General features: G+C 71.2%; 7 protein-coding genes. 4 read left to right on the top strand and 3 right to left on the bottom strand.

Annotated elements, in window-relative coordinates:
* From PUR56_RS25495 to PUR56_RS25485, 3 genes are all read right to left on the bottom strand, one after another.
* A partial coding sequence (locus PUR56_RS25495; RefSeq protein WP_329950615.1) for a histidine kinase dimerization/phosphoacceptor domain-containing protein occupies positions 1 to 663 on the bottom strand: 663 nt, incomplete at its 3' end.
* A gap of 243 nt (positions 664 to 906) precedes the next feature.
* Positions 907 to 1,302, bottom strand: coding sequence for a DUF7919 family protein (locus PUR56_RS25490; protein ID WP_329950614.1), 396 nt, complete (start codon positions 1,300 to 1,302; stop codon positions 907 to 909).
* Positions 1,299 to 7,913, bottom strand: a complete 6,615-nt coding sequence (locus PUR56_RS25485; RefSeq protein ID WP_329950613.1) for a putative adhesin — start codon at positions 7,911 to 7,913, stop codon at positions 1,299 to 1,301. The genes PUR56_RS25490 and PUR56_RS25485 overlap by 4 nt, the downstream gene beginning before the upstream one ends.
* 488 nt (positions 7,914 to 8,401) lie before the next feature.
* On the opposite strand from PUR56_RS25485, the gene PUR56_RS25480 reads away from it, so the two are divergent.
* The 4 genes from PUR56_RS25480 to PUR56_RS25465 form a co-directional block, all read left to right on the top strand.
* Positions 8,402 to 12,343 carry a ricin-type beta-trefoil lectin domain protein gene (locus PUR56_RS25480; RefSeq protein ID WP_329950612.1) on the top strand — a complete coding sequence of 1,314 codons (3,942 nt, stop codon included), beginning with the start codon at positions 8,402 to 8,404 and terminating at the stop codon, positions 12,341 to 12,343.
* A gap of 174 nt (positions 12,344 to 12,517) precedes the next feature.
* Positions 12,518 to 13,915 (top strand): DUF418 domain-containing protein, encoded by a 1,398-nt coding sequence (locus PUR56_RS25475; protein ID WP_329950611.1) that lies wholly within the window; start codon positions 12,518 to 12,520, stop codon positions 13,913 to 13,915.
* Between the two features lie 250 nt (positions 13,916 to 14,165).
* Entirely contained in the window at positions 14,166 to 14,960 is a 795-nt protein-coding gene (locus PUR56_RS25470; RefSeq protein WP_329874856.1) for a metal-dependent hydrolase, read from the top strand.
* Positions 14,961 to 15,239: 279 nt separating this feature from the next.
* On the top strand, positions 15,240 to 16,241 hold a 1,002-nt coding region (locus PUR56_RS25465), incomplete at its 3' end, for a heavy metal translocating P-type ATPase (RefSeq protein WP_329950610.1).

Genomic DNA, 16,241 nt, shown 5'->3' with positions numbered 1-16,241 from the left:
GACGAGGGCCTCGCGCACGACCTCGGTGTCGCGGCCGAGGTTGGCCCGGGCGCCGCCGGCCATCAGCTGCATGGTGGTGATGTGGTGCGCCACGATGTCGTGCAGCTCCCGCGCGATGCGACGGCGCTCGTCCGCCACCGCACGGTCCGCCAGCAGGGTCCGCTTGATCGCCATCTCACGCTGCCAGCGGCCGACCGCGAGGGCCGAGCCGACGACCAGGGCGACCGCGACCGAGACACCACCGATGTCCATGACCGGCGGGGGCATCGTCCGCCCCAGGCCGACCAGCGGGATGACGATCGCGGCCAAGGCGCCGGGCACCGTCACGGAGACACGCCCGACGCGGGTGGCCTGGAACAGGGCGACCGCGACGGTGCTGTTGAAGTGGTGCGCCATCGGCGCGGTCAGGCTCTGCAGCAGGCTGACGGCCAGGACACACACCAGCACGACGGTCGGGCGGCGACGGTGGCCGAGCAGGGGGAGGCCCGCGACGACGGCGAGCAGCAGCCCCAGGGGGGTGACGGGCAGGCCCTCGGCGGCGCCGAGCGCGTAGCCGAGCAGGTCCATCGAGGTCGCCCCGACGGCGAGCAGCGCGTCGTTGCGCGTCCAGAGCGGGCCGTCCTCGCCCCGGGGGAGCGGAACGGTCGGTCGGTACGTCGCCATGTGGTGCGGCCTTCCCTGCGGACGGCGCCCCCCGGGCCTTCACCGAGTGCGTGGCGACCGTCGTCGTCGGCGCCATCCTCCCACCGGCCCGAGCGGCTCCCGCAGCCCCCAGGTGCCATTCCCACCCGGGCCCCCGGTCCACCCCACCCCCCCACCTCGGTCCCCCACTCCCGCTGGGGTGAGAACGGTGCGAGGCCCACCCCCACCTGTGGGGGTGGGCCTCGCACCAGTGACTGGGGTTGGTCACACGTTCGGAGCGTAGAGCGCGAGCACCGCCGTCTGGAACGGCAACGGTGGGGAGTAACCGTGATCAAGGATGTAGTGAATCACCAAGTCCGGCGCCGCGAAGACGGTGTTCGCGTCTCCTCGGACATGGATCTCGGCCGTGCCCAGCAGGGTTGTACCGGAGGCGGAGTGCGGGTTCTGTACCTTCAGGTAGAACCGGTTGCACAGATCGCAGGTGTGAAAGCCGCGCGTGAGGTTTACCGGATTGATGGCCAGTCTCAGCAGACCGTCCACGACGTCGTCCGGCACGTCACCCTCGCTGTACTCGTGGGAGCCGTCCAACCATCCCACGTTCACCATGCCCTCCGACGGTTCGTCGTACTCGTACGGTGAACCGTCGGAGTAGTAGGTCACAGCCAGCCCCTGCAGATAGCGATGTGCACCACTCCCATGTTCTCCTCCAGAATTTCACTGAGGCGCATCGCATCACTCACCGTGATCGATTTCACGGACATCTCCAACTTCTCACCGGGAAACACAGTGTAGTCCGCAACCGTCTTTCCGGGCTTGACCACCTGTGCGACCTTGGGGTGCGGGAACCGTCCGAGTTCGACGTTCAGGGCATCGATCTGCTTGAGCTCTTCACCATCGGCCACGTAGAACTTCAGCGTGGTGCCCTTCGGTACCACCAGGTCTCCCGATCGCGGGACATAGCCTCCATGACCGGCGATGACCTTCTGCCCGTCTGGGCGGCCCCGCTGGTTCCATACCGCAGCGTTTCCCTTGCCGGGCCCCGCCTCGGCCCGGGCCTGATTGTTTGCCACACCGCCGCTGCGAGCAGGTGTCTTTCCACCACTCGCCTTGGCACTTCCCGGTGCAGGTCCAGCCTTTCCGGCACTCGTGGCACGGGGTCGGCTCGCCGACGACGACGTGGACTTCGAGGCGCCTCGCGTCGCGCCTTCGCCTCGTGCGATGCCCTTGGCCGCGCTGCCGCGTTCGATGGCTTTGGCGGCGTCGGTGACGGTGTCGACGGCGTTGGCGACTTTGGAGGCGATGCGGGCGGCGGTGGCGGCGCTGCCGATGACGGGGACGACGGCGACGAGGGAGAGTGCGGCGTTCTTCCAGTCGCCTTCGGCGGCGTACCAGACGCCGTTGATGATGTCGCAGGCGTCGCCGATGACGGGGATCATGCCGGCCACGTCGAGGACGGTGTGGCCGATGTTGGAGATGGTGTTGTAGTTCTCCTTGACGACGTCGACGGTCTTGCTGACGGCGTTGGCGGCCTTCTTGACGATGCTGGAGCCCCACCACAGGCCGGTGGGGTCGGTGTAGGTGAGGGGGCTGTTGTTGGCGTAGAGGTAGCCCTGGAGCTGTTGGGGGTCGCTTGCGTCGATGACCGGGTCGACGGACAGGAAGCGTCCGTTCTTGGGGTCGTATTCGCGGGCGCCGAGGTGGGTGAGGCCGGTGGCCTTGTCCTGGGTGCCGCCGACGAAGCCCTTGTCGCCCTGCCATTGGCCGGGGGCGGGTTGGGTGCCGCGTTCCTCGCCGAAGGGTTTGAACGCGCGGCGGGTCGCGGTGAGTGTGGCGGCGTCGATGGCGGTGGTGCCGGTGCCGTGGTGGTCGGAGGCGACGTAGCTGAGCCGGCCGTCGGAGGTCCGCACGATGGTGGGGCCGCCGGCGGTGGGGTAGTAGCGGGTGCCGGTGACGTCGCCGGTGGTGGTGTTGAGGGTGAGTTCGGTGCCGCCGAGGTAGAGGGTGGTGCGGCCGGGGTCGCGGCGCAGGAGGCGGTTGCCGTCGGCGTCGTAGACGTAGGTGGAGGTGCCGGTGCTGGTGGCGGCGGTGGCGAGGTGGCCGTCGGGGTCCCAGGTCATGGTCTGGGTGTTGCCGCCCTCGTCGGGGCGGGTGAGGGTGTTGCCGGTCTGGTCGTAGGTGTAGCCGGTGGTGGCGGTCGGGCCGTTGCCGGTTTTGGTCTGGGTGGTGGTGGGGGCGTGGGGGCGGGGCTGGCCGGGGGCGGGGTAGGTGTGGGTGCTGGTGACGTCCTTGGCGGTGTCGCCGGTGGGGTCGTGGTCGGTGGTGGCGGTGCGGTTGCCCGTGACGTCGTAGGTGAACGACTGGCGGTAGGGTGCGGGGCCGCCGTTGGTGGCGGGGTTGGGTGTGGTGTTGGTGCAGCCGCCGATTCCGGGGACGGAGGGGCCGGGGCGGGTGGTGGTGGTGCCGGTGTCGGTCCACGCCCGGGTCAGGCGTTTGAGGTGGTCGTAGGTGAAGCACTGGGTGTCGGTCTGGCCGTCGTTGCGCCAGGTGGAGACGGAGGTGACGTCACCGGCGGGGGTGTAGGTGTAGTCGGTGATGTCGAGGGAGGTCTGGCCGTCCTCCTTGTCGAGGAAGGAGCGCAGGACGCGGCCGGTGCCGGGCTGGTAGGTGTGGGTGAGGGCGACCTGTTTGGGGACGTCTCCGTAGGTGATCCGCTGGAGCTGGCCGAGCTCGTCGTAGTTGGTGAAGTTGACGTAGTCGTCGAGGCCGCCGAGGGAGACCGGCAGGCCGTTGGGGTTGCGGCCGGTGTTGATGGTCTCGGCCGGGAGGCCGCCGACCTCGGGCAGGTCCGTCTGGAAGGGCAGGCCGGAGATCGTGTCGTAGTAGGTGTTGGAGGTGTAGGTGCCGGTCAGGGCGCCTTCGCCGTCGGGGACGGTGACCTTGGTGGCGACCGGGTTGTAGGCGGTGTCGTACTCGGTGACTTCCTGGCGGTAGGCCTTGCCGGCGGACCAGCTGGTGGCGGCGGTGGGCAGGCCGGGCAGGAGGGTGTCGTACTCGTAGGTGGCCAGCGGGGTGCCGGTGGTGCTGCCGAGGTTGCGTGACAGCGGCCGGCCGAGGATGTCGTAGCTGACCGCGACGGTGACGCCGCGGGCGTCGGTGGTGGAGACGGGGCGGTCGGCGGCGTCGTAGACCGTGGTGATGACACCCTTGTCGGGGTCCTCGGAGCGGGTCTGGCGGCCGTGGACGTCGTAGCCGTACTTCCAGGCGTTGCCGGCGGCGTCGGTGACCTGGCCGAGTTTGCCCTCGACGTCGTAGGTGTACTTCGTCGCGTCGTAGGCGCCCTGCGGGGTGGCGCCGTGGTACTGGCGCAGTTCGGTCGAGCGTCCGCGGGCGTCGACGAGGCTCGTGGTGGCGGTGCCGCCCTGGGGCGGGGTGGCGTCGGTGCGCTCCACGCCCGGGTAGGAGACGGTGGAGCGCCACTGCTCGATGGCCTTGGAGGAGAACGTCTGGACCACGGGGCGGCCGAGGCCGTCGTAGAACGCGGCGTTCTGGCCGGGGATCTCGTTGTCGTTGGCGACGAACCGGGTGGTGCCGGGCTCGCCGGTGCGGTTGATGTAGGGCTGGTTGGTCTTCACCACCTGGCCGTGGCTGTCGTAGAACGTGTCGCTGACGATGCGGGCGCCCGCGGCGTTGTTCGCGGGTGTGGACTGTGTCTGGATCTGCTCGCCGAAGGCGTTGAGGATGACGACGCCGACGGTGTAGTCCCTGCCGCTCTCGCGCAGGTTCCTGGTGGTGACGGAGGTGGTGCCGGTGCCGGTGAGCCGGTACTCGACCAGGGTGTCGGCGAGGTCGGTGCCGGGGGTGCGGCCGGGTTGCCAGGCGGCGGTGGTGCGGCCGAGGGCGTCGACGTTCTGCTGGGAGGTGCGGCCGTTGTGGTCGACGGACTTGACCGGCACTTCGCGGGTGGGGTGGAAGGTGGTGGTGCTGGTCCAGCCCTTGGCGTTGGTGACCTTGACGGTGCTGGGCTGGACGCCCGCGGCCGGTTCGTAGGCGGTGGTCGTCGTCGCCCCGGCGGCATCGGTGCTGGTGGTGACCCGGCCGTAGGCGTCGTAGCCCACGGTGGAGACCAGCGAGAACACCGGCTGGCCGCCGGAGAACCCGTCGAGTTCCTCGGTGCGGGTCACCGCGCCCGGGCCGTTGAGGACCCCGAACGCCTGGCCGTCGTAGAACGCCCGGCTACGGCCCAGCGTGCTGGCCTCGGACGCGACGAGGTCCGAGCCGTTGACCGTGGCGCAGCCGTCCTTGGTCTGGACGGTTTCGGCGACGCGGTCGAGTGTCCAGGTGGTGGTGTTGCGGGCGTATCGGGTGGAGGCGCACAGGTCGGGCAGGCCGTCGGCGCGGTCGACGACCTTGACGGGCATGCCGTGGGTGTCGAACGTCGCGGTCTTGGACGTGGATTGCCACGTGCCGTCGGAGCGCAGGGCGGTGTCCTTGCCGGAGCCGTTGCGCAGCATCTGTGCGCTCAGGGCGGGCAGGGTGGTGCCGCGGTTGTGGGTGGCGGTGGCGGTGGACAGCCAGGGGTCGGACTTGGAGAGGGCGATCAGGGCGCCGCCGTCGGAGGCGTAGGTCTGGCGTTCGCGCAGCGAACCCGCGAGCGGGTTGGCGTCCTTGACACTCGCACCGCCGATGTCGGTGTAGGTGACGGAGCGCTTGCTGCCGTCGGCCTTGACGTCGCCGTCCATGCCGCGCAGGTAGTACGCGACGGCCTTGCCGATCGGGTCGGGCGCGACGCCGCTGCGGGTGACGACCTGTTCGTAGCCGCGGAACTGGTTCCAGGTGCGGCGGTCGGTCTCGGTGTACTCGTCGTCGTCGCGGTGCCAGGCGGCCGGGCCGACGTATTCGTAGGTGGTGGTGCGCACGGGTGAGCCGCCGAACGGGTCGCGTTCGTTGACCTGGGAGACCACGTACTTGTGGAACCAGTCCAGGGTCGGGGGCAGCGGGCTCTTGTCGTCGGCGTTCCAGTACACCGGGTAGCAGCGTTTGCCGTTGGTGTCCTGGGTGGTGGGGAGGGTGGCGGGTGCGCAGTCGGCGTCGGCGTAGACGGCTTCGGTGGTCTTGCCGGTCTCCGCGGTCACGCCGATGACGCGCCGCCGGTTCAGCGGGGGCTTGTTGTCGCTGCCGGAGTCGACGCGGTTGTTGAGGAACTTGCCGGTGAAGGTGATGGCCGGCTGGTCGATCCGGTTGGCGCCGTCGTGGCCCGAGTGGGTGATCGAGTTCAGCCACAGGGCCGGGGCGGTGTGGTCCTTCGGGTCCGGGTACTCGTGTGCCAGGACGTAGGAGTCGACGTCGGCGTAGGAGCCGGCGTTGAGGACCTGGGTGGTGATCTTCGTCAGGCGTTTGGTGGACCAGAACGTGGCCTGGTAGTTCTCGCAGGTGCCGGTGGCGGTGCAGTTCTGGTCGAACGGGACGTCCGGCCACTTGCCCGCGTTGGCGGTGTTCAGCTTGTTCGGCGCGCAGTCGAACGAGGCGTCGGGCAGGCAGCGCTCCGTGACGTCGAACACGACCTGCCCGGTGGGCTTCACGCTGTCGGTGTCGGTGAGCTTGGAGCCGTAGGTGATCCGGGCGAGGTTCCCGCCGCGCACGTACGCGGTCCGGGTCCCGGACGGGTTCTGCGCGGAGACGCCCCGCTGGTAGTGGTTGGTCTCCTTGTCGTACCAGTGGGAGATCAGGCCGCCGCGCGGGTCGACGACGAAGTCGAGCATCCACCGCCACGCCTGGTCGCACCAGGACGCCTCGAACGTCGGCTTGTTGCAGTCCTCGCCCGCGTTGTTGCCGTAGACGGGTGTCGTCCAGGCGGAGTTGGAGGCCGGGGCGCCCGCCGCGGCGCCGGGTTTGCGGCCCAGGCCGAAGTAGTACTGGGTGCCGTCGGTGGTGGTGACCTTCCAGTGCTCGCCGTTGTTGTCGCCGTTGGAGGCGCCGGTCAGCAGTTCGACGCGGGAGGCGTCGTCGCCCTCCAGTCGCCAGGTGCCGGTGGCGTCGTCGCGTACCAGGGTCGAGGAGCGGCCGTTCAGCGAGATGGTGGCGTTCCAGCCCGCCAGGCACTGCTCGCCCGAGCCGCTCTGGCCGTCCTTCGCGCAGGGCTTGAAGCGCCGCTCGACGAAGCCGGGCGTGTACTCCCAGCCCTCACCGATCCACGACGACTGGTTGTTCGTCGCCGCGGTCCGGCCGTCGACCGACTGCGAGCTGTAGGACAGGGACACGTTCGGCTTCGAGCCGCCCAGGCCCTCCGGTACCGCGATCGGGTAGGACCAGTTGAAGCCGCCGGTGTTCCCACCGACGCTCCACGTCCCCGACGGCGCCAGACCGGTCGCCGCGAACGTCCCCGCCGAACCACCCGGAGCGGCCGACGCGGCCAGGACCGTGCCACCCGACGGGGCGGCCGACAGGGACCGGGCACCGAGCTCCGCCGCCGCCGGGGCCGCCTGTGCGGACCCGCCCGCGAGCTCCACGTCGGTGCTCAGCAGACCGGGCCGAGCTGCGGTGCGGCGCGTCTCCACGGGCGTCTGGGTGCGGCACTCGGCCCGCTCGGGCGTGGTGAGCGCACACTCGGGCAGCGCCACCAGACGCGCCCGGGACAGCCAGTCACCACCGAACGCACCCTCGATCGAGGACACGTCCACGTCCACCTTGACGGGGGAGCCCGTACTGCCGCCGGCCGTCGGACGCACCGCCAGCAGCAGGCCGTTGACGCCCGCCTTCTCGGCGGCGGGCCGGTCGGCGACCGTGACCCGGACCTTGTGCGAGGCGGGCGTCGCCCGCTCGCTGCGCAGGGCCTCCGGCGCGGCGGCGACGGCCGCCACGGCGGGCGAGCTCACCCACACCGGTGCGGTACCCGCCTGGCCACCGGCCGGCACGGCCGCCGGGGCCGCGGCGAAGGCGGACTCCTTGAGGCTCTTCGGGGTCGCGGTCCTGGGCGCGAGGTCGACCTCGGCGTCCACCGCCCCCGGCCACGCCACCGCACCGGCCTTCCAGGCCGGTGCGCCGTCGCCCTTGAGCGGGACGGCCTTGACCGGGGCGGCGTTCCTGCCGCCGACCGCCGGGGTCCGGTCGAGGTCGCGGGGCGACCATTGGGTGGGATTGCGGGGCTTCCACGCCGCCGCGTGCGCAGGTCCCACGCCGGCCAGCATCGACAGCACGAGGACCGCGGCGGTGGTCAGCCGCCGTCTCCCTCGTGACCGCCGTTTGGCGTGGAATCCGTCCGGTGATACCGACACGACTTGCCTCCTGGCATGCCGAAGCAGACCTTCCGTCGGAAGGCCTGCTGAACAGGGATTTTCGCGCGGAGCCTAACGTCCGTTCGCGAACCTGGTCCATCGGTGTCCGGAGCCCCGGCCGGGATACAACGAACGGGGGGGAATCGATGATCACTCCCGACCTCACGCAGCGTGCGAAGAGAGGGGGTGTTTTGCCCTTCTTTACCGTACAAATCTCCTGATGCACCCTCACCGATCGTGGGCGTCCCGCCGCTCCGACCAGCGCTTTGACTACGGAGAGCTCGCAGTTGTGAGGTGTCTCACAGCGCGGAAGACCATCCGTCAGAAAAGACGTCGTGCGCGGATGTTAGGTTCCCGTTCGCCGATATCCGCACGGCAATCCACCAGCTGACGAGAGGTTTCCTCTTATGGGGTCGATATCCCCCCATCGCAGTCGTCGACGCAGATCCATGCTGGCCGCATCGGTCGGCATCGTACTGACTGTTGGCATGCTCAGTTCTACCGCCCCCGCCCTTGCCGCCGAGGGGAATTCCCCGATTTCCCCGATTTCCCCGGTTTCTCCGGTCGTCGAGGCGCAGGCCCCGGCGGTGCCGGGTACGGCCGCCGAGGCCGCGCAGCGGGCCGCCGAGTCCGCCGCGCTGGCCGAGGCCCGGCGCAGCGGCAAGCCGGTCGAGATCGCGGCGCTGACCACCGAGACCGACACGGTGGTCGCGAACCCGAACGGCACGCTGGGTCTGCGGCGTACCGTGGCCCCGGCGCGGGCCAAGCGGGACGGGGTCTGGAAGGACCTCGACGCGACGCTCGTCCGGGCGTCCGACGGCACCCTGCGGCCGAGGGTGACGAGCAGTCAGCTGAGTTTCTCGGGTGGTGGGTCCGGACCTCTCGCCACTCTCGACCAGGACGGCCGCAAGCTCGCCCTGAGCTGGCCGGGTGCGCTGCCGGCGCCCACCCTGGACGGCGACAGCGCCACCTATGCCGAGGTCGCGCCCGGCGTCGACCTGAAGCTCACGGCGAACCAGGCCGGCGGGTTCGCGCAGGTCCTGGTGGTCAAGACCCCGGCCGCCGCGCAGGATCCGAAGGTGAAGGCCCTCGCCCTCGGTCTGAGGACCGAGGGCGTCTCGGTGAGCGCCGACGCGGGCGGCAACCTCAACGCCACCGACGCCGACGGCCGCGTCGTCTTCCGCGCCCCCGCTCCCACCATGTGGGACTCCAGCGCGGCCGCCGCCCCGGCCGCGCCTGCGAGCGCGAAGTCCGCTGCCCGCGCGGCCCGTTCCGCCGCGGACGCCCCGGCAGCCGTCCCCGCCGCCGCCCCCGCCGCCGACTCCGAGGGCCTGAAGGTCCACTCGGACGCGGACGGCCCCGGCCTCGGCGCCAACGTCTCGCAGCTGTCGGCCACGCCCGCCGGCACCTCGCTGACGGTCACGCCCGACAGCGCCTTCCTGGACGCCCCGACGACGACCTACCCGGTCTACATCGACCCCACGTGGACGCCCACCAACCGGGGCACGCAGAACTGGACCTGGGTCCAGGAGGCTTACCCGACGGTCACGCACTACAACGACTACGGCAACGCCTACGACCCGGGGGTCGGCTACCAGCAGTGGCAGACCAAGAAGGGGCTGGAGCGCTACTACATCCAGCTCGACGCCGGTGACCTCGGTGACAAGGTCATCCGGAAGGCCGCCTTGGTCGCCACGCAGTCGTACGCCGCGGCGAACAACTGCGCGTCCACCTACGGCGTCACGCTGCATCCCACGCACCCCATCGACGGCACCACCTCCTGGAACAACCAGCCCTGGGACTGGGGTTCGCTCGGCACGGCCACGCTGAACAGCGCGGGCGGCGACGGCTGCCCGGGCGCCACCACGACCGGCGAGTGGGACGTCCGCCAGCACCTGAGCGACAACAACTGGCGCGGTCTGCTGTCCTTCGGCCTGTTCGCGGCCGACGAGTCCAAGCGGGACGGCAACAACGGCAACATCAGCTTCAAGCGCTTCACCCGCACGCCGGCCAAGCTGCCGTACCTGTACGTCGAGTACAACCGCGCCCCGTACGCGCCGTGGAGCCTGGGGATGACCCCGGCCCCGCAGAACCCGAACGGCAACGGCTGCGGCTGGATCGGCGCGACCAACGCCGCCACCGGCATCCGCCTGTCCGCCTGGATCGGCGACCCGGACAGCAACCAGATCGACGCCCGCTTCGAGGTCCGCGACCTCGGCACCGCCGACGAGCCGGTGGCCTGGGACAGCGGCTGGGGCAACCTCGGCAACAGCAACCACGAGGCCGCCGTCACGCCCGGCAACCTCCAGGACGGCCACACCTACTACTGGCGCGTGCAGACCGGTGACGGCGAGCTCCCCTCCGGCTGGTCGGCCGGCTGCCAGTTCAGCCTGGACCTCACCCCGCCCGCCGTGCCGACCGTCACGTCCGCGGACTACCCGGCGTCCGGAACCCTGCCCGGCTCGACCAAGCACATCGGCGAGGCCGGCGCGTTCACCCTCGACGCGACGGACAACGCCAGCGGGGTGCTCTCCTACGAGTACGCCTTCAACTCGGCCATCCCCGTGGGCGGCGCCAACCGGGTCGACGCCTCCGGCAACGGCTCCGCGGTCATCAACCTCACTCCCACCATGTGGGGCACCAACCTGCTCCGGGTGCAGGCCGTGGACCGCGCGGGCAACCGCTCGCAGGAGAACACCTACAGCTTCTTCGCCCCGTCCGACCCGAACGCCAAGACCGTCCTCGGTGACATCACCAACGACGCGCAGGTGGACCTCGTCCTCCCGGACAACAACGGCAACCTGATGCTGTACCCGGCCGGTGTCGAGCCGAGCTTCGGCGGGCCGATGGCCTCCGACAAGGCCAACAGCCCGGGCGGCAAGGGCTGGGACAAGGCGCTGGTCACCCACCGCGGCGGAAACGGCATCCGGATCGACGACCTGATCGTCTACGCCGACTCCACCCTGTACTCCTACCGCAACTCGCTCTGGGCGAGCAGCCTGCAGTCCGAGGGCAACCTCTACTTCAGCAGCAGGAACGCCGTCCTCTCGCGGCGTCCGATGGCCTGCAGCACGATCGGCGTCCCCGGCGCCAGCTGCGTCGGCTACCACAAGACCGACTGGAGCCGGGTCAAGGGACTCCTGGCGATCGGTGACATCGACACCGTCGGCATCCCCGACCCGACCGCGGACAAGCGCCGCTACGACCTCCTCACCCAGGAGGACGACGGCGCCGGCCACGTCGGGCTCTGGCTCTTCCGCAGCTCCTCCGCGACCGGCGTCTACGCCTCGGGGACGCCGCTGAGCACCGCCGACTGGTCGAACCGCACGCTGATCGCGCCCGGCGACGCCACCGGCGACGGTCTGATCGACCTCTGGGTGCGGGAGAACGGCACCGGCAACATCTACCAGTACCCGAGCCGCAAGCTCCCCGACGGCAAGCCCGACATCACCGCGCTCGTCGACGACAGCACGCGGACGCTGATCGGTCACGCCTCGGCGGCGGACTTCCCCAAGCTGACCTCCTCCGGTGACGTCAGCGGCGACGGCGTCCCCGACCTGTGGACGCGCGACACCAGCGGGGTCCTCAACGTCTGGAGCGGCATCACCTCCACCGGCAAGGCCGACGCCCCGGTGACCGGCTTCCTCTCCGCGGCGGCGCTCGGCTACCCCGGCGGCACCATCAGCTTCCACGCCGGTGCCAACACCAACAAGTGCATGGACGCCAACGGCAGCGCGGACGGCAGCCGGCTCCAGCTGTACAACTGCTGGAACGGTGACAACCAGCACTTCACCTTCCGCACGGACGGCACCCTGCGCACTCTCGACAAGTGCGTGACCGCCGACAACACCTACAACGGCGCGTCCGTCAACCTGCGCACCTGCGTGCCGGACGCGCCCGGACAGAAGTGGACGCTGCGTCAGGACAACACCCTGTACAACCCTGACTCCGGGCGCTGCATCGACGACATGACGGCCGGCGGCAGTGACGGCGTCCAGCTGTGGCTGTGGGACTGCCACTCCTACAGCAACCAGAAGTGGATCAGCACCGCCAACCGGCCGGTCAACCTCCACTCCGGTGCGAACAACAGCAAGTGCATGGATGCCAACGGCCCGGACGAGGGCTCGCAGATCCAGCTGTACGACTGCTGGAACGGCCTCAACCAGCGCTACGACCTGCGGACGGACAAGACCGTCCGGGTCTACGAGAAGTGCGTGACGGCCGACGGCGCCGCCAACGGGAGCCCGGTGACGGTGCGCAGCTGCACCGGCGCGGACAACCAGAAGTGGGAGCTCCGGGGCGACGGCACCCTGTACAACCCGGTCTCCAACCGCTGCGTCGACGACATGACCGCGGGCGGCCAGAACATGGTTCCGCTCTGGATGTGGAGCTGCCACTCCTTCGCGAACCAGCGCTGGACCACTGCCTGACCGATCACCCTCCGGCCCCGGTCCGAGTCCTCCCGCTTCGGCGGGAGGTTCTCGGGCCGGGGCCCTTCGCGTTCTGCGGCCGCCTCCCTCCGTCCCGGTCGAGCTTGCTCGATCGATCCTGTAACGTTCATTTTCGAGACGAGCGTTTTGAAAGCAATAGATCGGAGGGGGATCATGGGGCAACACGGAGGCGGCACCGGTGGCCACGCGGTGCGGTCGGAGGCGGGCGACCGCGAGAAGCGCGGGCGGAGGGGGAAGCCGGAGCAGGACGGTACGGAGGGTGCGAGGGGTACGGAGGGTACGGAGGCCGGCCGGGCCGCACCGGCCCGGCTGGCCGACGTCGACGCACTGCGCGGTTTCGCGCTGTTCGGCATCCTGACCGTCAACATCACCTACCTGGCGTCCGCCTACCACGGCACCGGCGTGGAGGAGCCCGGGTTCGGCTCGCCGCTCGACACCGGTGTCCGGCTGCTGGTGGCGCTGCTGTTCGAGGCCAAGTTCTTCCTGCTGTTCTCGTTCCTCTTCGGCTACAGCTTCACCCTCCAGCTCGACTCCGCCGAACGGCGCGGCGCCCGCTTCACCCCGCGCTTCCTGCGGCGGCTGGCCGGGCTGTTCGTGCTCGGGGTGCTGCACGCGGTGGTGCTGTTCCCGGGCGACATCCTCACCACCTACGCCGTGCTCGGGCTGATCCTGCTCGCCCTGCGCAGGCTCCGGCCGAGGACCGCGGTGCGGACGGCGGTCGTCCTGTTCACCGTCACCTCGGCCGCGTACCTGCTGCTCGCCGTGGCCCTGCGGGGCGCCGACGGGGGTGACCGGGCGGTGCTGGCGGCCGACGCGCAGCAGGCCACCGAGGCGTTGCGCGGCGGGTTCGGCTCGGTGGTCGGGGCCCACCTCGACCAGCTGCCGGACGTCCTCTTCCTGCTGGCCTTCTTCCAGGCCCCGGCCGCGCTCGCGGCCTTCCTGCTCGGGCTCGCCGCCGGCCGGCAGCGGGCGCTGGCCGAACCCGGCCGGCACGACCGGACGCTCCGTCGGCTCCAGGTCTGGGGGTTCCCGCTCGGGTTGCTCGGCGCTGCGGTGTACACCTACTCGGCCCTCCGGAACCCCGGTGCCTCCTTCCAGGTGTTCGCGCTCGGGGTGGACGTGATCACCGCGCCGCTGCTGGCCGCCGCCTACGCGGCGACCGTGCTGCGGATCGCCCGGGGCCGCCACGGCCGGCGGATGGTGGCGGTGCTCGCGCCGCCCGGCCGGATGACGCTGACCAACTACCTGACGCAGTCGCTGGTCTGCGTCCTCCTCTTCACCGGTGTCGGTGTCGGGCTGATCGGCCGGGTCCCGCCGTCGGGTGTCGCGCTGATCGGCGTCGCGCTGTTCGCGGCCCAGGCGGTGTTCTGCCGCTGGTGGCTGGCCCGCCACCCGTACGGGCCGGTGGAGTGGCTGCTGCGCGCGGTCACCACGCTCTCCCGGCCGCGCTGGCGCGGGTCGGCGGGCGCGGCGGACACGGCGGACACGGCCACAGCGGGCGCGGCGGGGGCCGTGACCGGGCCGACGGGGGGACCGGGCGCCGTCGGCTGAGGTCGAGCGCCCCCGCGCGGGGGCGCTCCGGCGTCCGCGACCCGCCCGGGCATCGAGGGCGCCCGCCGGGCTGACCGGCCGTCACGTCCCCGCGCCCGGCAACCCGGTTCCGCCCGGACGTTCCGGGGGCGGGGCGCCCGTGCCGCCCGCGACCGGGTGGTTCCGATCATGAACGACTAAGCTGCCGCCCCGTCAAGCCCTCGCGAAGCCCTCGCGACGGGCGGTTCGGAACGAGGGCGGGAGCCAGAAGATGATGGGACCGGCGCATTCGCTGTCGGGGGCGGCGGCGTGGTTGGGCGCGGGAGCGATCGCGACGGGGCTCGGTGAGCCGATGCCGTGGCCCGTGCTCCTCGCGGGCACGCTGATCTGTGCGGGCGCCGCGCTGGCGCCGGACCTCGACCACAAGGCGGCGACCATATCCCGGGCGTTCGGCCCGGTGTCGCGGGTCCTCTGCGAGGTGATCGACAAGCTCTCGTACGCGGTCTACAAGTCGACCCGCAGCCGGCACGACCCGCGCCGCACCGGTGGCCACCGGACGCTGACCCACACCTGGCTCTGGGCGGTGCTCTGCGGGGCGGGCGCGTCCGCCGCCGCCGTCTACGGCGGCCGGTGGGGAGTGCTGGCGGTGCTCTTCGTGCACATGGTGCTGGCGATCGAGGGCCTGCTGTGGCGGCACGCCCGGGTCTCCAGCGACGTCCTGGTCTGGCTGCTGGGCGCGACCAGCGCGTGGATGCTGACGTACGTGCTCGACAAGCCGGGCAACGGCTCGCTCTGGCTGTTCGACCAGCCGGGGCAGGAGTACCTGTGGATCGGCCTGCCGATCACCCTCGGCGCGCTCGTGCACTGCCTGGGTGACGCGCTGACCGTGTCGGGCTGCCCGGTGCTCTGGCCGATACCGATAGGGCGCAAGCGCTGGTACCCGCTCGGGCCGCCGAAGGGGATGCGGTTCCGGGCCGGCAGCTGGGTGGAGCTCAAGGTGCTGATGCCGGTCTTCATGGGCGCGGGCGGTCTCTGCGCGGTCGGGGCGCTGGGTTACTTCAGCTGATCCCGCACGACCTGTGAGCCCCGGGCCGGGGGTGTCTCCGGCCCGGGGCTCCGTCGTGTCCGGTTCCCGGCCCGCCCTGGGTACCCCCGTGGGGTAGTGCTCATCACGGGTCGAAAGCTTGCCCGAGATACCCCCTGGGGGTATAAAAGAACTACGGGCGACGTCGCCTCGGTGGATACCCCCCGGGTGTATCCACCGAGGCGCCGCCCCGCCTCCCGACCGCCGCCCGCCACCACGGCCGACGGTCGCCACCCCGCTCGACGACCACGAGGAGCCCAGATGACCACCCAGGCCCCCGCCTCCACCGAGGTGGAACTCCTGATCGGCGGCATGACCTGTGCCTCGTGCGCCGCCAGGATCGAGAAGAAGCTCAACCGGATGGACGGCGTCACCGCCACCGTCAACTACGCCACCGAGAAGGCCAGGATCACCGTGGCGGGCGAGGGCTCCGGCTCCGGTGCGGGTGCCGCGACCGGGGTCGCCGACCTGATCGCGACCGTCGAGGCCACCGGCTACACCGCCGCCCTGTCCCGGCCCGCCGCCGCGCCGCAGACCGCCGGGCCGATCGGCGGACCCGGCGGGCCGGTGGGGTCGGCCGACGACCTCGAACCGCTGCGGCAGCGCCTGATCACCGCGCTGGTGCTGGCCGTCCCGGTGATCGCGATGGCGATGGTCCCGGCCCTCCAGTTCGACAACTGGCAGTGGCTCTCGCTGACCCTCGCCGCCCCCGTCGTCACCTACGCCGCCTGGCCCTTCCACCGGGCCGCCTGGACGAACGCCCGCCACGGCGCCGCCACCATGGACACCCTGGTCTCGCTCGGCACCGGTGCCGCGTTCCTCTGGTCGCTCTGGGCCCTGTTCTTCGGGCACGCGGGGATGCCCGGGATGCGGCACGGCTTCGAGTTCACCGTCGCCCGCAGCGACGGCTCCTCGAACATCTACCTGGAGGCCGCCGCCGGGGTGACCGCGTTCATCCTGGCCGGCCGCTACTTCGAGGCGCGGTCCAAGCGCACCGCCGGAGCCGCGCTCAAGGCGCTGCTGGAGCTGGGGGCCAAGGACGTCACCGTGCTGCGCGACGGCGCCGAGGTCCGCGTCCCGACCGCCGAGCTGACGGCCGGCGAGCGCTTCGTGGTCCGCCCGGGCGAGAAGATCGCCACCGACGGGGTGGTGGTCGAGGGCGCCTCCGCCGTGGACGCCTCGATGCTGACCGGCGAGTCGGTTCCGGTCGAGGTCGCGGTCGGCGACGCCGTCACCGGCGCCACCGTCAACGCGGGCGGCCGG

Source organism: Streptomyces sp. BE303 (genome assembly GCF_036290945.1).
Taxonomy (GTDB): Bacteria; Actinomycetota; Actinomycetes; order Streptomycetales; family Streptomycetaceae; genus Kitasatospora.
The sequence above is the reverse complement of the archived record's forward strand: the minus strand, read 5'-3'. Positions and strand labels throughout refer to the sequence as shown.

Coding starts and splice junctions, on each gene's coding strand:
- PUR56_RS25470 (WP_329874856.1), top strand. CDS start 14,166: ATGATGGGACCGGCGCATTCGCTGTCGGGGGCGGCGGCGTGGTTGGGC.
- PUR56_RS25475 (WP_329950611.1), top strand. CDS start 12,518: ATGGGGCAACACGGAGGCGGCACCGGTGGCCACGCGGTGCGGTCGGAG.
- PUR56_RS25480 (WP_329950612.1), top strand. CDS start 8,402: ATGCTCAGTTCTACCGCCCCCGCCCTTGCCGCCGAGGGGAATTCCCCG.